This is a genomic window from Pseudomonas sp. PDM27, assembly GCF_019219205.1.
GTDB lineage: Bacteria > Pseudomonadota > Gammaproteobacteria > Pseudomonadales > Pseudomonadaceae > Aquipseudomonas > Aquipseudomonas laurylsulfatiphila.
On the sequence record NZ_JAHUWF010000007.1, the window covers coordinates 263,538 to 283,256 of the forward strand.

The 19,719-nt window shown below is 62.1% G+C and carries 16 protein-coding genes; all 16 read left to right on the plus strand.

Annotated features, from left to right (window positions below; genetic code table 11):
* Positions 1–16: 16 nt before the first annotated feature.
* The 16 genes from KW838_RS16825 to KW838_RS16900 all read left to right on the plus strand — a co-directional run bounded on the left by KW838_RS16825 (position 17) and on the right by KW838_RS16900 (position 19,704).
* Positions 17–496 carry a nitrate reductase cytochrome c-type subunit gene (locus KW838_RS16825; RefSeq protein WP_218501890.1) on the plus strand — a complete coding sequence of 160 codons (480 nt, stop codon included), beginning with the start codon at positions 17–19 and terminating at the stop codon, positions 494–496.
* Positions 497–505: 9 nt separating this feature from the next.
* Entirely contained in the window at positions 506–1,102 is a 597-nt protein-coding gene (locus KW838_RS16830; RefSeq protein ID WP_218501837.1) for a cytochrome c3 family protein, read from the plus strand.
* Between the two features lie 203 nt (positions 1,103–1,305).
* Positions 1,306–2,046 carry a flagellar basal body rod protein FlgF gene (locus KW838_RS16835; RefSeq protein WP_218501839.1) on the plus strand — a complete coding sequence of 247 codons (741 nt, stop codon included), beginning with the start codon at positions 1,306–1,308 and terminating at the stop codon, positions 2,044–2,046.
* Between the two features lie 45 nt (positions 2,047–2,091).
* Positions 2,092–2,877 carry a flagellar basal-body rod protein FlgG gene (flgG, locus tag KW838_RS16840; RefSeq protein WP_007975316.1) on the plus strand — a complete coding sequence of 262 codons (786 nt, stop codon included), beginning with the start codon at positions 2,092–2,094 and terminating at the stop codon, positions 2,875–2,877.
* 52 nt (positions 2,878–2,929) lie between these two features.
* Positions 2,930–3,625 carry a flagellar basal body L-ring protein FlgH gene (gene flgH, locus KW838_RS16845; protein WP_102699460.1) on the plus strand — a complete coding sequence of 232 codons (696 nt, stop codon included), beginning with the start codon at positions 2,930–2,932 and terminating at the stop codon, positions 3,623–3,625.
* Between the two features lie 18 nt (positions 3,626–3,643).
* Positions 3,644–4,753, plus strand: coding sequence for a flagellar basal body P-ring protein FlgI (locus tag KW838_RS16850; RefSeq protein WP_218501892.1), 1,110 nt, complete (start codon positions 3,644–3,646; stop codon positions 4,751–4,753).
* Positions 4,754–4,764: 11 nt separating this feature from the next.
* Positions 4,765–6,051: a flagellar assembly peptidoglycan hydrolase FlgJ gene (gene flgJ / locus KW838_RS16855; protein ID WP_218501841.1), complete on the plus strand. Its 1,287-nt coding sequence runs from the start codon at positions 4,765–4,767 to the stop codon at positions 6,049–6,051.
* 23 nt (positions 6,052–6,074) lie between these two features.
* Positions 6,075–8,120 (plus strand): flagellar hook-associated protein FlgK, encoded by a 2,046-nt coding sequence (gene flgK, locus KW838_RS16860; RefSeq protein WP_102699457.1) that lies wholly within the window; start codon positions 6,075–6,077, stop codon positions 8,118–8,120.
* A 13-nt stretch (positions 8,121–8,133) separates the two neighbouring features.
* Complete coding sequence (locus KW838_RS16865; RefSeq protein ID WP_218501843.1) at positions 8,134–9,705, plus strand: flagellar hook-associated protein 3; 1,572 nt, start codon at positions 8,134–8,136, stop codon at positions 9,703–9,705.
* A gap of 115 nt (positions 9,706–9,820) precedes the next feature.
* Complete coding sequence (locus KW838_RS16870; protein WP_218501845.1) at positions 9,821–13,414, plus strand: glycosyltransferase; 3,594 nt, start codon at positions 9,821–9,823, stop codon at positions 13,412–13,414.
* Between the two features lie 892 nt (positions 13,415–14,306).
* Positions 14,307–15,080 (plus strand): glucose-1-phosphate cytidylyltransferase, encoded by a 774-nt coding sequence (rfbF, locus tag KW838_RS16875; protein ID WP_218501847.1) that lies wholly within the window; start codon positions 14,307–14,309, stop codon positions 15,078–15,080.
* On the plus strand, positions 15,062–16,144 hold the full coding sequence (gene rfbG, locus KW838_RS16880) for a CDP-glucose 4,6-dehydratase (protein ID WP_218501851.1): 1,083 nt from the start codon (positions 15,062–15,064) through the stop codon (positions 16,142–16,144). The genes rfbF and rfbG overlap by 19 nt, the downstream gene beginning before the upstream one ends.
* Positions 16,141–16,701 (plus strand): dTDP-4-dehydrorhamnose 3,5-epimerase, encoded by a 561-nt coding sequence (locus KW838_RS16885; protein WP_218501853.1) that lies wholly within the window; start codon positions 16,141–16,143, stop codon positions 16,699–16,701. The genes rfbG and KW838_RS16885 overlap by 4 nt, the downstream gene beginning before the upstream one ends.
* Complete coding sequence (locus KW838_RS16890; protein WP_218501855.1) at positions 16,698–17,924, plus strand: class I SAM-dependent methyltransferase; 1,227 nt, start codon at positions 16,698–16,700, stop codon at positions 17,922–17,924. Before KW838_RS16885 ends, KW838_RS16890 begins: the two co-directional genes overlap by 4 nt.
* Positions 17,921–19,042 (plus strand): DegT/DnrJ/EryC1/StrS aminotransferase family protein, encoded by a 1,122-nt coding sequence (locus KW838_RS16895; RefSeq protein ID WP_218501857.1) that lies wholly within the window; start codon positions 17,921–17,923, stop codon positions 19,040–19,042. The genes KW838_RS16890 and KW838_RS16895 overlap by 4 nt, the downstream gene beginning before the upstream one ends.
* Entirely contained in the window at positions 19,039–19,704 is a 666-nt protein-coding gene (locus KW838_RS16900) for a NeuD/PglB/VioB family sugar acetyltransferase (RefSeq protein ID WP_102699450.1), read from the plus strand. The genes KW838_RS16895 and KW838_RS16900 overlap by 4 nt, the downstream gene beginning before the upstream one ends.
* Positions 19,705–19,719 lie beyond the last annotated feature (15 nt).

Below are 19,719 nucleotides of genomic sequence, written 5' to 3' on the forward strand. Positions count from 1 at the left end.
TTTCATGAATTATCGTGTGCTGTCCCTGCTTGCCGCTCTGCTGGTGTGGCTGCCCATGGCATTTGCGGCAGAACCCGGGTACCCACTGGATGCGCCGGCACCGGATGGGCGGCGAGTCGGCGGGACCTTGACTCAGGAGCTGCCGGCACCGCCCATCGCGGAAGACGAGAACAAGGACCTCAAGCGTGAACGTAATTATCCCGACCAACCGCCCACCATTCCCCACAGTATTCGCGGGTATGTCATCGACATGAACAGCAACAAGTGCCTGACCTGCCACAGTCGCGCCAACAGTGCGCGCACCCAGGCGCCGATGATCAGCATCACGCACTACATGGACCGTGACGGCCAGGCATTGGCGGCGGTGTCGCCGCGCCGGTACTTCTGCAATCAGTGTCACGTACCGCAAAAAGATGTGAAGCCACTGGTGAACAACAGCTTCAAGAACATCGACCAGGTGCTGCAAGACGAAATCAACCGCCAGCCGAAACCTTGAGGAGAGGCCATGAAATCTTTGCTTGCCTTGCTCAAGGATTATTGGAGTGTACTGCGTCGGCCCAGCGTGCATTACAGCCTGGGCTTCCTGACCCTCGGCGGATTTATCGCCGGGGTGATTTTCTGGGGTGGGTTCAACACCGCGCTGGAAGCGACCAACACCGAGAAGTTCTGCACGTCCTGCCATGAAATGCGCGACAACGTTTTTGTCGAGTTGCAGGAAACCATTCACTACACCAATCGCTCGGGCGTGCGCGCCACGTGCCCGGACTGCCACGTCCCCCACGAGTGGACCCACAAGATCGCCCGCAAGATGCAGGCCTCCAAGGAGGTCTGGGGCAAGCTGTTCGGCACTATCAGTACCCGGGACAAGTTTCTGGGCATGCGTCGGGAGCTGGCCGAACACGAGTGGGCACGGCTCAAGGCCAACGATTCCCGGGAGTGTCGCAACTGCCACAACTTCGAGTTCATGGACTTCACGCGGCAGGGCAAGCGCGCCACCAACATGCACTCCACCTCATTGGCCAGCGGACAGGCAACCTGCATCGACTGCCATAAAGGCATTGCCCACAAATTGCCCGACATGAGTGGTGTGAAAGGCTGGTAGCCGGCTTTTCACGGCGTTGCCTCCAAGCGGCATAACTGCGCCGGTTTTTCGTCTTCGATACATTGTCCGTTTCCCTTCTGATTGGCCTCCAACCCCCGGTTTCATGGGGGTTGGAGCTGCTGCGCACAAGTTGGTCTGCAAATTGCTACAGCCTGCGCAACACAGCAGTGGGCGGCAAACGTCCGGCAGGCAGAGGAAAGAGTGTGGACAAGTACCTTTATGTGGCAATGACCGGCGCCAGCCAGAATGCACTGGCGCAAAAGGCGCATGCCAACAACCTCGCGAACATCTCCACCAACGGCTTCCAGAAAGACCTGGAGCAGGCCCGTTCGATGCCGGTGTTCGGTGACAGCTTTCCGGCGCGTGCGTTTGCCATGTCCGAACGCCCGGCCACGGATTTCTCCCCGGGCTCACTGGCGGAAACCGGCCGCGACCTCGACGTTGCCGTGCAAGGCGGCGGCTGGATTGCCGTACAGAATCCCGATGGCGGTGAAAGCTACGTGCGCACCGGCAGCCTGAACGTTGACGCCCTGGGCGTGCTGCGTGCCGGCAACGGCATGCCGGTCATGGGCAATGGCGGGCCGATTGCCGTGCCGCCGGAGCAGCAGATCGAAGTCGGCGAGGACGGCACGATCAGCATCCGCGCGATGGGCGAAGGTCCGCGGGTGATGGCTGAAGTGGACCGTATCAAGCTGGTCAACCCGGACCTGAAGAACATGACCAAGGGCCTGGATGGTTCGATTCACACCAAGGACGGCAAGCCGGCGCAGGCCGATGCCGACGTCAAGCTGGTGTCCGGGTTCCTCGAGTCGAGCAACGTCAATGCCGTGGAAGAGATGACCTCGGTACTGGCCTTGTCCAAGCAGTTCGAGCTGCACATCAAGATGATGAACACCGCCAAAGACGATGACCAGGCCATGGCTCGGGTCTTGCAGATCAGCTAATTACCAGAACGTCGCGCCGTAAAACAGGCGCACGAGGAGAATCGAATGCTTCCGGCTCTATGGGTTGCCAAAACAGGTCTGTCCGCCCAGGACACCAACCTGACCACCATTTCCAACAACCTGGCGAACGTGTCGACCACGGGTTTCAAACGTGACCGCGCCGAGTTCCAGGACCTGCTCTACCAGATCAAGCGTCAGCCAGGTGCCCAGTCGACCCAGGACAGCGAACTGCCGTCGGGTCTGCAACTGGGTACCGGTGTGCGCATCGTCGGCACCCAGAAGAACTTCACCGCCGGCAGCCTGCAAACCACCGAGCAGCCACTGGACATGGCCATCGACGGTCGCGGTTTCTTCCAGATCCTGCAACCGGACGGCACCACGTCCTACACCCGTGACGGTACCTTCCACCTGGACTCCAACGGCCAGATCGTCAATGCCAGCGGCTTTGCCCTGGAGCCGGCGATTGTCATTCCGAACGACGCGCAGACCTTCACCGTCGGCCGCGACGGCACCGTGTCCATCACCGTTGCCGGCAACCCGGCTGCCCAGGTGATCGGCAACCTGCAGACCGCCGACTTCATCAACCCGGCCGGCCTGCAGGCAGTGGGCAACAACCTGTTCCTGGAAACCGCCGCCAGTGGCGCGCCGCAAGTCGGCACACCGGGCCTGAACGGTTTCGGCACCACGCTGCAGAACACCCTGGAAACGTCCAACGTCAGCACCGTTGAGGAGATGGTCAACATGATCACCACCCAGCGCGCCTACGAGATGAACTCCAAGGTGATCTCCACCGCCGACCAGATGCTCTCGTTCGTAACGCAGAATCTGTAATCAAGTCTATGGGGCGGCCATGAGGCTGCCTGCAACACCGTGAGGTAGGGTCATGAATCGCTATGTATCTGTTCTGGCACTGAGTGGGATCGCCGCGCTCGCAGGTTGCGTGCCTTCGACGCCCAAGCCCAATGACCCTTACTACGCTCCGGTGTTGCCGCGCACGCCGTTGCCGGCGGCCGCGAACAACGGCTCGATCTATCAGGCCGGTTTCGAACAGAACCTCTACAGCGACCGCAAGGCGTTCCGGGTCGGTGACATCATCACCATCACCCTGAACGAAAGGACCCAGGCCAGCAAAAACGCCAACTCGCAAATCGGCAAGAACAGCAAGGCCAACATCGGCCTGAGTTCGCTGTTCGGCAGCAGCGCCACCACCAACAACCCGTTCGGCGATGGCGACCTGAGCCTGAGTGCCAGCTACGAAGGTGACCGCGCGACCAAGGGTGACAGCAAGGCGGCGCAGGGCAACACCCTGACCGGTTCGATCACCGTGACCGTTGCCGATGTGTTGCCCAACGGCATCATCGCGGTGCGCGGCGAGAAGTGGATGACCCTCAATACCGGCGATGAGCTGGTGCGGATCGCCGGCCTGGTTCGCGCCGATGACATCTCGACCGACAACACCGTGTCGTCGACCCGTGTCGCCGATGCACGCATCACCTACTCGGGCACCGGTTCGTTTGCCGATGCGAGTCAGCCAGGCTGGTTCGACCGTTTCTTCCTCAGCCCGCTGTTCCCTTTCTAGGTGGCTTTCCAGTTGAGCATGTTGAACTTCAAACACCTTATGGTGGCCGCCCTGATGCTGTCGGCAGCCTTCAATGCTCAAGCCGAGCGCCTGAAGGACATCGCCAGTATTTCCGGCGTGCGTTCCAACCAGTTGATCGGCTACGGCCTGGTGGTCGGGCTTAACGGCACCGGCGACCAAACGACGCAGACCCCGTTCACCCTGCAGACCTTCAACAACATGCTCTCGCAGTTCGGCATCAAGGTGCCGCCGGGTTCGGGCAACGTGCAGTTGAAGAACGTGGCGGCCGTGTCGATCAGCGCTGACCTGCCGGCGTTTGCCAAGCCGGGGCAGCAGGTCGACATCACTGTTTCCTCCATCGGCAACTCCAAGAGCTTGCGCGGCGGTACCTTGCTGCTGACGCCACTCAAGGGGATCGACGGCAACGTCTATGCGGTGGCCCAGGGCAACCTGGTGGTTGGCGGTTTCGATGCGGAAGGGCGCGACGGCTCGAAGATCACCGTCAACGTTCCGTCGGCCGGCCGCATCCCCGGTGGTGCATCGGTGGAGCGCGCGGTGCCGAGCGGTTTCAACCAGGGCAACAGCCTGACGCTGAACCTCAACCGTTCCGACTTCACCACGGCCAAGCGCATCGTCGACAAGATCAACAACATGCTCGGCCCTGGCGTGGCCCAGGCCATCGACGGCGGTTCAATTCGCGTCACCGCGCCGCTCGATCCAAGCCAGCGGGTCGACTACCTGTCGATCCTGGAAAACCTCGAGATCGATCCGGGCCAGGCGGTGGCGAAAGTCATCATCAACTCCCGTACCGGCACCATCGTGATCGGCCAGAACGTCAAGGTTTCCCCGGCCGCCGTGACCCATGGCAGCCTGACCGTGACCATCACCGAAGACCCGATCGTCAGCCAGCCCGGCCCTCTGTCCAATGGCACGACGGCGGTGGTGCCGCGTTCGCAGGTCAATGCCCAGCAGGAAGCCAAGCCGATGTTCAAGTTCGGCCCTGGCACCACCCTCGACGAGATCGTGCGGGCGGTGAATCAGGTCGGCGCGGCACCGGGTGACCTGATGGCCATCCTCGAAGCGCTGAAGCAGGCCGGCGCCCTGCAAGCCGACCTGATCGTGATCTGAGGACGGCCATCGTGGATATGCGCAAGAGCGGTCTGGTCAGCAGCAGCGATTCGGGTTCCTACTCGGACCTCAATCGTCTGAATCAGCTCAAGGTCGGCGACAAGAACAGCGACGGCAACCTGCGCAAGGTGGCGCAGGAGTTCGAGTCGCTGTTCATCGGGGAAATGCTCAAGTCCATGCGTTCGGCCACTGACGCGCTGGGCCAGGACAATCCGATGAACACCCCGGCGGCCAAGCAATATCAGGAAATGTACGACCAGCAACTGGCCGTTTCCATGTCCCGCGAGGGCGGTGGTATCGGCCTGGCTGACGTGTTGATGCGCCAGATGTCGAAGAACAAACCGCTGGCGCCGGGTGAAGCCGCCGCAGCGTCTCTGGCCAAGCAAGAGGCCGCGAAAGCCGCCGTGCAAACGCCGGTGGCGGCCGGTACGGTGGCAATCAATGGGCCGCTGTCGCGGGTCAATGGCCAGCGTCCGTTGTGGGCTTCGCGCTCGGTCCATGCGCCGCAGGAGGCGGGTGAGGGTGGTCATCGCAATGACATGGCGCTGATCAATCAGCGACGCCTGGCATTGCCGCCGAAACTGGCTGATCGTCTGTTGGCCGGGCTGGTGCCTTCGGCGACGACCGCTGCCACGACGATCAACCGCACGCAGCCGCTGGAGCGCGCCACGAGCACCGGCTCGGGGCCACTGTACAACGGCGACTGGCTGGCGACTGCGCAGCAATCCTCCTCGGGCGGCATGCAGATCTACGGTCGCGCCATGGCGCAGATTCCGCTGGCGCCCCCGAAGAAAGCCTTCAGTTCCGCCGACCAGTTCGTCAACACCATGTTGCCGATGGCCAAGGAGGCGGCGGCGCGGATTGGCGTCGATCCGCGTTACCTGGTGGCCCAGGCGGCCCTGGAAACCGGCTGGGGCAAGTCGGTCATGCGGGCTCAGGACGGCAGCAGCAGCCACAACCTGTTCGGCATCAAGGCCGGCAGCAGTTGGCAGGGCGGTTCGGCGCGGGCGATCACCAGCGAATTCAGAGACGGGCAGATGGTCAAGGAGACGGCCGAGTTCCGTTCCTACGACTCCTACAAGGACAGTTTCCATGACCTTGTGACTTTGCTGCAGACCAATAATCGCTATCAAGATGTCGTGAAGTCGGCCGATAACCCAGAACAGTTTGTACGCGAGTTGCAGAAGGCCGGTTACGCAACCGACCCGGACTACGCGAGCAAGATTTCGCAGATAGCCAAGCAGATGACGAGTTACCAGAACTACGCTGCGGCGGGCGTTTCCACCACGCCTTTATAGGCACAAGGTATAAGGTCTGAAACATGAGTTTGCTCAATATCGGGATGTCGGGGCTCAGTGCTGGCCATAACTCGTTGGTCACGACCGGCAACAACATTGCCAACGTCGACACCGCCGGGTACTCGCGCCAGCAAACTGTGCAGGGCACCAAAGGCTCGATTCAGTACGGCAACGTGTTCATCGGCACCGGCACGACGCTGGCCGATGTGCGCCGCGTGTACAACTCCTATCTCGATTCGCAGCTGCGTACCGCCACCTCGCTCGACAGTGAGGCGGCGTCGTACAACGCCCAGGCCACTCCGCTGGACGCCACGCTTTCCGATAGCAACACCGGGCTGACCGGTGTACTGCAAAAGTTCTTCACCTCGATGCAGGGCGTTTCGACCTCGGCCACCGACGACACCTCGCGCCAGTCGGTGCTGACCGGTGCCCAGGCCTTGTCCGCGCGCTTCAATTCGATTGCCAAGCAGTTGAACGATCAGAACACCAACCTGAACGGCAGCCTCGGTGACATGGCGGATCAGGTGAACAAGCTGTCCACCACGATCGCCACGCTCAACCAGAAAATTTCCGAGCTCTCCACCGGCAGCAGCCAGCCGAACGACCTGCTGGACGCACGCACCGAAGCCGTGCGCCAACTGTCCGCACTGGTCGGCACCCAGGTGGTCGAGCGCGGCAACAGCTACGACGTCTACATCGGCAGCGGTCAGCCACTGGTGGTCGGCAACACCACCAACACCCTGCAAACCGTGCCGGGCAAGGAAGATCCATCGCGCATGGCGCTGCAGCTCAACCGTGGCTCCAGCACCATCGACGTGACCTCGGTGGTCAGCGGCGGTGAAATCGGTGGCCTGCTGACCTACCGCAAGGAAGTGCTCGACCCGTCGCTCAATGAGCTGGGGCGCGTGGCACTGGTGGTGGCGGACCAGATCAATCGCCAGCAGGCGCAGGGCATCGACAAGAACGGTGATTTCGGCGCGGCGATCTTCAGCAACATCAACAGTGCCGCGCTGATCAGTCAGCGCAGCATTGCGGCGGCGGGCAACAGTGCCGGCTCCGGCAACCTGGATGTCACCATCAAGGACACCGGCAAGCTGACCACCAGCGACTATCAGGTGACGTTCACCAGCGCGACCAACTACACCGTCAAGCGCTCGGACGGCACCGACATGGGGGCCTTCAGCACCACCACGACCCCGGCTCCGGTGATCGACGGCTTCAGCCTGAACCTGAACGGCGGTGCGCTGAGCGCCGGCGATTCGTTCAAAGTGACACCGACCCGCGGCGCGGCGGCCGGTATCCAGACCGTGCTCACCGACCCGAAAAAAATCGCGGCCGCAGCCCCCCTGACCGGCGTGACCAGTGCCAACAACACCGGCACCTACACCCAGCCGACGCTGACCAGCACCCTCGACATCTACAACCCGGCGGCCCAGGCGGAAATGCAGACCGCGCTCAAGTACTCGACGCCGGTCAAACTGGTTTTCGGCGGCGCCAGTGGCGGTAGCCAGAGCTACAACATGGTCGATGCCAAGGGTAACTCGATCGGCACCGGCACCATCGTTCCCGGCCAGAGCAACACCTTGAACCTGAAAGTGGGCATGGTCGATGCCAGTGGTGCGCCGGTCATGGACACCAGTGTCACGCCGGCCGTGCAGAAGACCTTCACCGTGCAGACCACGGTCGGCGCCACGCCGGCCAGCGGTGAAAGCTTCACCATCAACCTGACCGGCGCGGCGTCTTCGGACAACCGCAACGCCCAGGCGCTGGTCGGATTGCAAACCAAACAGACCGTAGACACCGGCACGGCGAGCAAGGGCATCAGCCTGACCGACGCCTACAACAAGCTGGTGACCAACGTCGGCGCCAAGGCTGCCCAGGGCAAGTCCGACAGCGAAGCCACCACGGCGATCCTGGCCAATGCCAAAGGGGCACGGGATTCGAATTCCGGGGTAGACCTGGACGAAGAAACCGGCAACCTGGTCAAGTACCAGCAGTACTACACCGCGTCTTCGCAGATCATCAAGGCTGCGCAGGAAATTTTCACCACGCTGATCAACAGCCTTTAAGGAGTCGTAATTCATGCGCATTTCCACCGCCCAGTATTACGAAATCACCGCTGCCAATTACCAGCGCAACTTCAACAAGGCCATCGCGACCAGTAATGAAGCCAGCAGCCTGACCCGCATCAATACTGCCGCCGATGATCCGATCGGTGCCGGTCGTTTGCTGCAACTGGGTCAGCAGAGCGCGATGCTTGATCAGTACGGCACCAACATCAGCAGCACCAAGAATGCGTTGAGCCTGCAGGAAACGACGCTCAACGCCATCGGTACGGCCTTGCAGCGCGCCAAGGAATTGGCCCTCGCCGCCAGCAACGGCATTGCCACCGACGCGGACCGCAAGGCTTATGCGTCGGAGCTGGGGCAGATCCAGCAACAAGTGCTGGGCCTGATGAACGCCAAGGACGCGAACGGCAACTACCTGTTCTCCGGTTCGAAAACCGACACCGCGCCTTACTCGCAGAACTCGGACGGCACCTACAGCTACAACGGCGACCAGACCACCGTCGACCTCGGCATTGGCGATGGCATGACGGTCGGGACCAACACCACTGGCTGGGATGCTTTCCAGCAGACCATCAATACCAATCGCACCCAGACCACCCTGACCGCTCCGGCGGTGGATGACGGGCGCGTGGTGCTGTCCAACGGCACGGTCGGCACCAGCTCCACCTACAACGCGAAATTCACCGGCGGCCAGCCCTACACCGTCAGCTTCCTCAGCAGCACCCAGCTGAAGATCACCGACTCGCTGGGTAACGACGTGACCGCCGAAGCCAGCCAGAACGGTGTCATCAGCAACGCCAACGGGGCCAACCAGACGGTGAGTTTCCGTGGCATTGACCTGAAGCTGAACATCAACCTCAAGTCCGGTGATACCAACCCGGATGCGGTGATCGCCGGTCACAGTTTCAACCTGTCCTCCACGTCGGACACCTTCAACACGTCGCGCAGCGCCGGGAACGCGTCGACCGCGGTCATCACCGGTTCCAGCGTGACGGACCCGACGGCGTACACCAACGCCTTCCCGTCGGGCGGGGCGATCCTCAAGTTCACCAGCGCCACCGCTTTCGACCTGTATGCGGCGCCGATCACCGCCGACAGCAAGCCTGTGTCGTCGGGCACCGTATCCGGCGGCAATGCGACCGCCGCGGGCGTGACCTTTGCCCTGGGCGGTGGCGCTCCGACGTCCGGCGACCAGTTCGTGATTCAGTCCAACAACCATCAGACCCAGAACGTGCTCGACACCCTCGGCCAGATGATGACTGCGCTGAACACGCCAATCGACGGCGACGCGGTGGCCAAGCAGAAGTTTCTCGGCGCCATGGAATCGGGAATGGGCAACATCGACAGTGCGGCCAACCAGATCGGCTCGGCCATCACCACCATCGGTGCGCGCGGTCAGGCGCTGGATAACCAGACCGCGACCAACGAAAGCCTGACCCTGGCGAACTCCGCGAGCCAGTCGTCGATTCGCGATTCGGACCCGGCTGAAGTCATGACCCGCCTGACCTTGCAGCAGACCATGTTGCAGGCTGCACAGCTGGCGTTCAGCAAGATCTCCCAGCTGGGCCTGTTCAACAAGATCTGACGGTGCTCGGGCGCGCAGGCGCCCGCTTGCCTTGCCCCTTGAGTATTTATCGTCTTTTTTGCGGTAACAAAGGGCTCGCTTTTCAGGGCGGGCTCGCACCGCCTGTGAGCCCGCCGTGAATTCACTTCCGCTTGTCAGCCTGGTCATTCCCGCCTTCAATCCACGCTTTTTCGGTCGTGCGTTGCACACGGCTGTGAGCCAGAGCTACGGCAATCTAGAGATCATCGTTTGCGATGACAGTCGCGGTCATGAGATCGAAGAGATCGTGGCTTCGACGGTTGAGCAGGGCGCGGCCGTACGCTACGTGCGAAATCCGCGAACCCTGGGCCTGGTGGGCAACCTTCAGGCGTGCCTGGAGCAGGCGCAAGGCGAGTACATCAAGTTTCTTTGTGATGATGACCAGTTGTTCTCGGCCTGCATCGAGGTTCAGGCCCAGGCGCTCATCGACAGCGCTGACGTCAATCTGGTGGTGGCCCAGCGGCTGCTCTGGGATGCCGATGACATGCCGCTGCCTTCGCGCCTGGAAAACACTCCGCTTTCCCCGGTGGGCGGGGTGTTCAAGGGCGAGGACTTGCTGGCGATCTTCGAAAACTTCCCGGTCAACATCCTCGGTGGTTTCAGCAACGCGATGTTCCGTCGGGCTGACGTGCTCGAACTGTTCCCGGCGCTGACTCAGCCCGGCAATTGCTTTGTCGCGACCCTCGATTTCGCCTTGTACGTCTGCCTGATGCGGCGCGGCAATCTGGCGGTGTCCAATCACGTGCTCGGCGTCGAACGCTTGTACCCGGAGCGTTTGAGCGGCCAGCAATCGATGAAGGACGCGGCCGAAACCGAGCGGCAATGGCTGTCGCAAATGCTCAAGGCCCGTGGTGGCGAATCCGCACCGGCTCAGGGGTGGGTGCGCTATGTACCGCTGACCCAGGTGAACGAGGTGCCGCGGGTTTGGGAAGAGTTGCCGCTGAGCCGGACCCTGGGTACAAAGCAGACCACCCAGGATTGGCACGTCGGCATCGCCAGTGTCAGTTTCGCCCAGTTGTATGCCCAGTGGCTGGCGTGTCGCACGCTCACTGACGGTCAGCGCGAACTGCTGCCGGACACGCTGGAAGCCTGGCCAACCCGACCCAAAATCGTGCCGATCATCATCGATGAGCAAGGCAGTCGTTCGGCGCTGGAGCTCACCCTGCAGTCACTGGCGGACCAGGATTACGCCCCTGAACTGACGCTGGTGCTGTCGGCATCCTGTACTGACGCCCGGCTGGACGAGCGTGTGTTCCGCTTGCCGTTGCAGGACGACTGGCAGCAACAGGTCAACGAACTGTTGCCACAACTGGAAGGCGCTGACTGGTTCTATCTGCTGCGTGCCGGTGATCGTCTGGTGGCGCCGGCCTTGCTGGTCATGGCTGAACGAATTGCGCTGTCGCCCGGGTTGACCTGCCTGTACAGCGACGAAGGCGGGCTGCATCAGGGCGAGTCGGCCGAGCCTGCATTCAAACCGGACTTCAACCTCGATCTGATGCGCAGCTACCCCTACGTGGGACGAGCGCTGGCGTTCGAGCGCGAGCAGTTCCTGGCGCTCGGTGGTTTCGATTCGACCTACGGCGAACTGGCACCTCACGATGTCTTGTGGCGAATGGTTGAAAGTACCGGCACCCAGGTGATCGGGCACGTTTGCGAGGTGCTGCTGGAGTCGGCATTCGATTTGGCCAAATGGCTGTCGCTGCCGGACGTGGTGGACACCAATCCGCGCCTGCTGGAGGCACACTTGCATCGCCTGGGTGTCGCCCACGACATTCGCCAGGGCAGTTCGCCGTTGCTCAACCGGGTCGATTACCTGCATGCGGATCGACCGCTGGTGTCGATCGTGATCGTCAGCAAGGACCAGACCCTGGCGCTGCAACGCTGTGTCGAGAACCTGCTGGAGAAGACCGCCTACGGCGAATACGAGTTGCTGTTGGTCGACAATGGCAGCCAGGGCGCAGAGGCGCTTGAGTGGTTCGCCGGCATGGCGCAATTGGGCAGCGACCGGATACGGGTGCTGCGCTGTGAGTGGCAAGGCAATGCGGCAGCGGTGCGCAATTTCGCCGTGCAGCAGGCGGCTGGCGAATACGTCTTGATGCTCAATCCCTACACGGTGATTACCCAGGCGCAATGGCTGGGCGAGTTGCTCAATCATGCGCAGCGTCCGGAAGTCGGCGTGGTCGGGGCCAAGCTGTTCAACCCCGATGGCCGCGTGCTGCATGCCGGCCTGATCCTCGGGTTGCAAGGGCCGGCCGGCGTGCCGTTCCATGGTGAGACGCTGCATGCGGCGGGCTACATGTACCGCTTGCAGGTCGCTCACAATTACAGTGCCGTCGGCGGCGATTGCCTGATGGTGCGCAAGGCGGTTTTTGATGCGGTCGGTGGCCTGGATGAGCAGGGCCTGGCGCAGTCCCTCAACGAAGTGGACCTGTGTCTGCGCGTCGGCCAGGAAGGTTATCTGGTGGTCTGGACGCCTCACGCTCAAGTGGCATTGGGCGCGCAACCGGCTGCGGTTGCGCAGGAAGGTGATCAGGCCCGGGCCGAACAGGAGCAGGAAGTATTCTATAAGCGCTGGCTGCCGATCGTGGCCCGTGATCCGGCCTACAACACCAACCTGGCGTTGCAAGGGTTGGGCGGGGCGAGCTTCAGTCTCGAGCCCGGCCTGCGATCCGGCTGGAGCCCGTTTTCCAAGGCGCACTTGCCGAAGATTCTCGCGTTGCCGGTCAACGCATCCGCCATCGGCCATTACCGGGTCACGCAACCGCTGATCGAGCTCGAGGCGGCTGGTCGGGCGCACGGGCGCATCCATTACAACCTGCCGACCATCATCGAAGTCGAACGCCATTCGCCTGACGTGATCATCCTGCAGGGGCGCTATTCCGAAGGTCCGATCAACGAAATCCCGAGTCTGCAAAAGTATTCCAGCGCACGGCGCATCTATGAGCTGGATGACTTCGTGATCAACGTCCCGCACCGCAATGCGCATATCCGCAACATGCCGGGCAAGGACGAAATGGAGAAGCTGGTCCGGCGCGCCATCGGCATGTGCGATCGCGTGGTGGTCTCCACCGAGTCGCTGGGCAACGCGCTGTCGGACATGCATCACGACATTCGCGTGGTACCCAACATGTTGGCGTCGCACTTGTGGACCGACCTGCGCAGTCAGCGCCGCACCTCGAAAAAACCTCGGGTCGGCTGGGGTGGTGGCACCAGCCACCACGGTGACCTGGCGGTGATCGCCGATGTGGTCCGCGAACTGGCCAATGAAGTCGACTGGGTGTTCTTCGGCATGTGCCCGGACGATCTGCGCCCGTACATGCATGAGTTCCATGGCGTGATCGGGCTGGACGTGTACCCGGCCAAGCTGGCCAGCCTGAACCTGGATCTGGCGTTGGCGCCGCTGGAATTCCACATCTTCAACGACTGCAAGAGCAACCTGCGCTTGCTGGAGTACGGCGCTTGCGGCTACCCGGTGATCTGCACCGACACCGAGGCCTATCGCGGCTACCTGCCGTGCACCCGGATCAAGACCAATTCCACGGATGAGTGGCTGCAGGCGATCCGCATGCACCTGGCCGATCCGGATGCCAGCTATCGCATGGGCGACGAGTTGCGCGAGATCGTGCTGCGCGACTACGTGCTGCGCGGCGACAATTTGCGCTACTGGGAAAATGGCTGGCTGGCGGACTGACCGTTCGCGCATCGCTCCAGACCAGGCAGGCGACGTCGAGTCGCCTGCCTTTTTTTTGCCGCTTTCACGGGTTTGGAGATCCCATCATTTTCGCCCCGGACGCGCTCCCCTGTAGGAGCTGGCCTGCCAGCGATGGCCGTCAACGATAACGCGTGTGACCTGGATGAACGCGGCGCACTTGAGTCCATCGCCAGCAAGGCTGGCTCCTACAGTTTCCCAGCGTGGGCACGGTCCCTTGTAGGAGCTGGCCTGCCAGCGATGGTCGTTAACGATAACGCGAGTGAACGGGATGAACGCGGCGCACGTGAGTCCATCGCCAGCAAGGCTGGTTCCTACAGTTTCCCAGCGTGAGCACGGTCCCCTGTAGGAGCTGGCCTGCCAGCGATGGTCGTCAACGATAACGCGTGTGACCTGGATGAACGCGGCGCACTTGAGTCCATCGCCAGCAAGGCTGGCTCCTACAGTTTCCCAGCGTGGGCACGGTCCCTTGTAGGAGCTGGCCTGCCAGCGATGGTCGTTAACGATAACGCGTGTGACCTGGATGAACGCGGCGCACGTGAGTCCATCGCCAGCAAGGCTGGCTCCTACAGTTTCGGTGTGGGCACGGTCCTTTGTGGGAGCTGGCTTGTCGGGTCGCCGCATCGCAGCGATGGTCGTCAACGATAACGCGGGTGAACAGGATGAACGCGGCACAGTGGACTCCATCGCCAGCAAGCCCGGTAGCGGATTGAAGGAGCTGGCGCGTTTCCTGCAAGTCCCCCTCATATCGCCATAAAACGAGCACTTCCGGTGAGTCCGGATGTGCGCTGAACGGCGGCAGGTTTAACCCAGATGGCCCGCAAAAGCTTGATACAGCTTGGCTGAGCCCTGTGACGAACAAGAGGGAAAGGGGATGAAGGCAGTTATTTTGGCGGGTGGCCTGGGTACGCGCATCAGCGAGGAGTCACACCTCAAGCCCAAGCCGATGATCGAGGTCGGCGGCAAGCCAATTCTCTGGCACATCATGAAACAGTACTCCGCTCACGGAATCCACGATTTTGTGATCTGCCTTGGCTACAAGGGCTATGCGATCAAGGACTTTTTCGCCAACTATTTTCTGCACACCTCCGACGTCACGTTCGACATGCGCAACAACCGCATGGATGTTCACCAGAACTACAGCGAGCCATGGCGCGTCACGCTGATCGACACTGGCGAAGAGACCATGACCGGCGGCCGTTTGCGCCGCGCCCGCCGCTACCTCGAAGACGAACAGGCCTTCTGCTTTACCTATGGAGACGGCGTGTCGGACCTTAACATCGGTGCCCTGGTGGATTTCCATCTCAAGCACGGAAAAATGGCGACTGTCACAGCAGTACAGCCACCTGGCCGCTATGGTGCGCTCAACCGCGATGGCGACAAGGTCCTGGGTTTCACCGAAAAACCTCGCGGCGACGGTGGCTGGATCAACGGCGGGTTCTTTGTCCTGTCGCCCAAGGTGCTGCCGTTGATCGACGGCGACGACACCTCGTGGGAATCCGGCCCGCTGGATGGCCTGGCTGCGCGCGGCGAGCTCATGGCGTTCCAGCACGACGGTTTCTGGCAACCGATGGACACCCTGCGCGACAAGAACCACCTCGAGGCCTTGTGGCAGAGCGGGGAGGCCCCATGGAAGCAATGGGACTGAGCCCGCAATTCTGGCGCGGCAAGCGAGTGCTGGTCACCGGCCACACCGGGTTCAAGGGCAGTTGGCTGACGTTGTGGCTGCAAAGCCTGGGTGCCGAGGTCAGCGGGTTTTCCCTCGACCCGTCCACCGAGCCGAGCCTGTTCGAACTGGCTCGCGTTCACGAAGGCATCAATGATCAGCGCGGTGACTTGCGTGACCTGGGCGCGTTGCTGGAACTGATCGCCGAGACCCAGCCGGAAATCGTCCTGCACCTGGCAGCACAACCGCTGGTGCGCGAAGGTTACCGCGACCCGTTGGGCACGTACTCCAGCAACGTCATGGGCACCCTCAACCTGCTCGAAGCGATCCGTCAGGTCGGCGGCGTGCGCGCCTGCGTGCTGGTGACCACCGACAAGGTCTACGCCAATCAGGAGTGGCTGTGGCCGTACCGCGAAAACGAAGCGTTGGGCGGGCACGATCCCTACAGCAGCAGCAAGGCGTGTTGCGAATTGCTGGCGCAGTCCTACGCCGCCTCGTTCTTTGCCCCTGAAAAGCATGCCGAACATGGCCTGGCGTTGGCCACGGCCCGTGCCGGCAACGTGCTCGGTGGCGGCGATTTCGCCCCGGAGCGGTTGATTCCAGATGTGCTGCGGGCGTGGTCGGCGGACGAGCCCGTGACCTTGCGTTATCCGCAGGCGGTGCGCCCGTGGCAACACGCGCTGGAACCCCTGGCCGGCTATCTGCAATTGGCTGCCGGACTGTATGAGCAAGGCCCGAAATTCGCCGGTGCCTGGAATTTCGGGCCCGGTGAAGCGGACATGTGCAGCGTCGGTGAAGTGGTCGAACTGCTCGCCAGCCGTTGGCCGCAAGCACGCGGGCTACGCATCGAACCGAGCGATATGCACGAGGCCGGCCTGTTGCGCCTGGACAGCAGCCGCGCCCGTCAATTGCTCGGCTGGCAACCGCGCTGGTCGTTGCAGCAGTGCCTGACCCAGACCCTGGATTGGCATCTGGCATGGCAGAACGGCGATGACATGCGCACCATCAGCCTGGCGCAATTGAACCTGTACCGAGGCGCGCTGTGAGTGAGTTTCTGCTGAAGGCGTTGCCACTGAGCGGTTTGTTCAGTGTGCAGCACAAACGCTTCGAGGACGGGCGCGGGCACTTTTCCCGGTTGTTTTGCGAGGGCAGCCTGAGTGCGTTTGGCCAGGCGTTTCATATCCGCCAGATCAATCATTCCTGCACCCGCGAACGCGGCAGCGTGCGTGGCCTGCATTACCAGAGCGAGCGCGCGCCGGAAGCCAAGTTGATCACCTGCCTGCGTGGTGAAGTCTGGGATGTCGCGGTGGATTTGCGTCCCGACTCCGAAACCTTCCTGCACTGGCACGCCGAACACCTGCGTGCCGGCGATGGCCGCAGCCTGTTGATTCCGGCCGGGTTCGCCCACGGCTTCCAGACCCTGAGCGCCGACGCCGAGCTGCTTTACCTGCACAGCAACGACTACACGCCGGAACATGAAGGCGGGTTGTCGGTGCTCGATCCACGGCTGGCGATTGCCTGGCCGTTGCCTGTCAATAATCTGTCGGTGCGCGATGCCAGTCATCCGCTGCTCGATGAACACTTTGCCGGAGTGCCTCTATGAACTGCCGTGGTTGCGCGACTGCGCTGACCCTGCCGCTGATCGACCTGGGCACCTCGCCGCCGTCCAATGCCTACGTGCGTGTCGATCAGTTGGAGCAGGCCGAGCAATGGGTGCCATTGAAGGTTGCCGTGTGCCAGCAGTGCTGGTTGGTGCAAACCGAGGACTACACCAGCGCCGACCGCCTGTTCGATGCCGAGTACGCCTACTTCAGTTCGTTCTCCAGCACCTGGCTGGCCCATGCCGAACGCTATGTGGCCGAGATGGTCGAGCGCTTCGGCCTGACCGCCGACAGTCGCGTGGTGGAAGTCGCGGCCAATGACGGTTACCTGTTGCAGTACGTGGCCCGGCGCGGCATCCCTTGCCTGGGCGTAGAGCCGACCCGCAGCACCGCGCAAGCGGCGCGGGAAAAAGGCCTGGAGATCCGCGAACTGTTTTTCGGTCGCGACAGCGCCGAACAGTTGAAAAGCGAAGGCTGGGGCGCCGACCTGATGGCCGCCAACAACGTGTTGGCCCACGTCCCGGACATCAACGATTTTCTGTGCGGTTTCGCAACCCTGCTCAAACCGACGGGCGTGGCGACCTTCGAATTCCCGCAGTTGCTGACGCTGATGGCCGGCCAGCAGTTCGACACGCTGTACCACGAACACTATTCCTACCTGTCGCTGACCGCTGTGCAGACCTTGTGCGAGCGCAATGGCCTGCAAGTGTTCGACGTCAGCCAGCTCTCGACCCATGGCGGTTCGCTGCGGGTGTTCGTGCAGCGACTGGATGGCGAGCGTCGCGAAGTGCAACCGGCGGTCCGGCAACAACTGCAGGCCGAACTCGCCGCCGGTGTGCAAACCCCGGAGTACTACACGACCCTGGCCCCCGCCGCCGAGCGCATCAAGCACGGCCTGCTGCGCTTTTTGTTGCAGGCCAAGGCCGATGGCAAGCGCGTGGTCGGCTACGGCGCCGCCGCCAAGGGCAACACCCTGCTCAACTACGCCGGGGTCAAGCCGGACCTGTTGGCCTGGGTTGCCGATGCCAACCCACACAAGCAAGGCAAGTACCTGCCCGGCAGCCGCATTCCGATCGTATCGCCAGCACAGATCGACATCGAAAAGCCGGACTACGTGCTGGTGCTGCCGTGGAACCTGCTGGATGAGATCACCCAGGCCTTTGCCGGCATTCGCGCATGGGACGGTCGTTTTGTCATTGCCATTCCCGAGTTGATCATTCGATGAGCCGAATTCATTACACCAAACCCAGTGTCGGTGAGCTGGAAGCGCAGTACGTCCTCGATGCCGTGCAGAACGGTTGGGGAGAGCGTTGCTACGAATACATCACGCGTTTTGAACAGGCTTTCGCGCAGCACATGGGCGTGCCCTATGCGATCGCCACCTCCAGCTGCACCGGTGCCCTGCACATGGGCATGGCGGCGTTGGGCATCGGTGCGGGTGACGAAGTGATCCTGGCCAATACCAACTGGATCGCGTCGGCGGCACCGATCACTTACCTGGGCGCGACTCCGGTGTTCGTCGATGTGTTGCCTGACAGCTGGTGCCTGGACCCGCAGCAGGTGCGTCGCGCGATCACCCCGCGGACCAAGGCCATTCTCGCGGTGCACATCTATGGCAACCTGTGTGACATGGACGCGCTGCTGGAGATCGGTCGGGAATTCAACCTGCCGGTGATCGAAGACGCCGCCGAAGCCATCGGCTCGCAATGGCGTGGCCGACCTGCCGGTTCGCTGGGGGCCTTTGGCGCCTTTTCGTTTCACGGCACCAAGACCATGACCACCGGCGAGGGCGGGATTTTCGTCTGTTCGGACAAGGCGTTGTATGAGCGCGTGCTGACCCTGTCCAACCACGGCCGTGTCGCCGGCAGCACACGTCAGTTCTGGCCGGATTTCATCGGCTACAAGTACAAGATGAGCAACCTTCAGGCGGCCGTCGGATGCGCCCAGATCGAACGGGTAGACCAGTTGATCGAGCGCAAGCGCGCGATCTTCGACCACTACGCCCAAGCGCTCGCGCACTTGCCGGGCGTGTCGATGAATCCGCAGCCCGGGCATTCACAAAACGGCAACTGGATGCCCACGGTGGTATTCGATGAAGCCACCGGGATCACTCGCGAAGAGCTGATCGCGGCCTTCCAGGCGGCCAATATCGATGCCCGGGTGTTTTTCTGGCCGCTGTCGTCGTTGCCGATGTTCCAGGACGTATCTGTCAACACGCCGGTGGCCTTTGCGTTGCCGGGACGAGCAATCAACCTGCCGAGCTATCACGACATGACGGATGCTGATCAGCATCGGGTCATCGAAGTGGTGCGCGATGTTCTCAAGCACAAGGGGCAACTGTGAAAGTCTATCTACTGGGCGCGGCCAATCCTGAAACGATCCGCATGATCCAAGCGGTACAACGATCCGTGCCAAACCAGGAATTTGCCTTCCTGGACAACGATCCGGCCAAGCAGGGCACCTTGTTCTACGGTATTCCCGTGGTGGGCGGGCTCGATCGCGTCGCAGAGCTCAAGGGCGATGACGTGCGGTTCGTCAACCTGATCACCGGCAGCACGACCACTCGCTATCAAACGACCTGCCAGATCGTCGAGGCGGGTGGCCAGTTGGGTAATTTCCTGCACCCCGCGATCGACCTGACCATGACCCGCATGGGTGTTGGCAACTACCTGCAAGAAGGCGTGATTCTGCAGGCGGAGGTGTCGATCGGCGATAACAGCAGCATTCACATGGGCGCATTGATTGCCCATGAAAGCCACGTCGGCAACTCGGTGTTCATTGCGCATGGGGTGAGCGTTTCCGGTTGCTGCGAGATCGGCGACGGCACGTTCATCGGCACCAACGCCAGCATCCTGCCGCGCACGCGTATCGGGCGCTGGGCGACGATCGGCGCAGGCGCGGTCGTCACCAAGGATGTTCCGGATTATGCGGTGGTTGTGGGCAACCCCGGCAAAGTCATCAAGACCAACCCTGATTCCTTTCAAGACGGTCGGGTTTTCAAGTAACCCCCGCCACTATTT

Coding starts and splice junctions, on each gene's coding strand:
- KW838_RS16830 (WP_218501837.1), top strand. CDS start 506: ATGAAATCTTTGCTTGCCTTGCTCAAGGATTATTGGAGTGTACTGCGT.
- flgG (WP_007975316.1), top strand. CDS start 2,092: ATGCTTCCGGCTCTATGGGTTGCCAAAACAGGTCTGTCCGCCCAGGAC.
- flgH (WP_102699460.1), top strand. CDS start 2,930: ATGAATCGCTATGTATCTGTTCTGGCACTGAGTGGGATCGCCGCGCTC.
- KW838_RS16850 (WP_218501892.1), top strand. CDS start 3,644: ATGTTGAACTTCAAACACCTTATGGTGGCCGCCCTGATGCTGTCGGCA.
- flgK (WP_102699457.1), top strand. CDS start 6,075: ATGAGTTTGCTCAATATCGGGATGTCGGGGCTCAGTGCTGGCCATAAC.
- KW838_RS16865 (WP_218501843.1), top strand. CDS start 8,134: ATGCGCATTTCCACCGCCCAGTATTACGAAATCACCGCTGCCAATTAC.
- rfbF (WP_218501847.1), top strand. CDS start 14,307: ATGAAGGCAGTTATTTTGGCGGGTGGCCTGGGTACGCGCATCAGCGAG.
- rfbG (WP_218501851.1), top strand. CDS start 15,062: ATGGAAGCAATGGGACTGAGCCCGCAATTCTGGCGCGGCAAGCGAGTG.
- KW838_RS16890 (WP_218501855.1), top strand. CDS start 16,698: ATGAACTGCCGTGGTTGCGCGACTGCGCTGACCCTGCCGCTGATCGAC.
- KW838_RS16895 (WP_218501857.1), top strand. CDS start 17,921: ATGAGCCGAATTCATTACACCAAACCCAGTGTCGGTGAGCTGGAAGCG.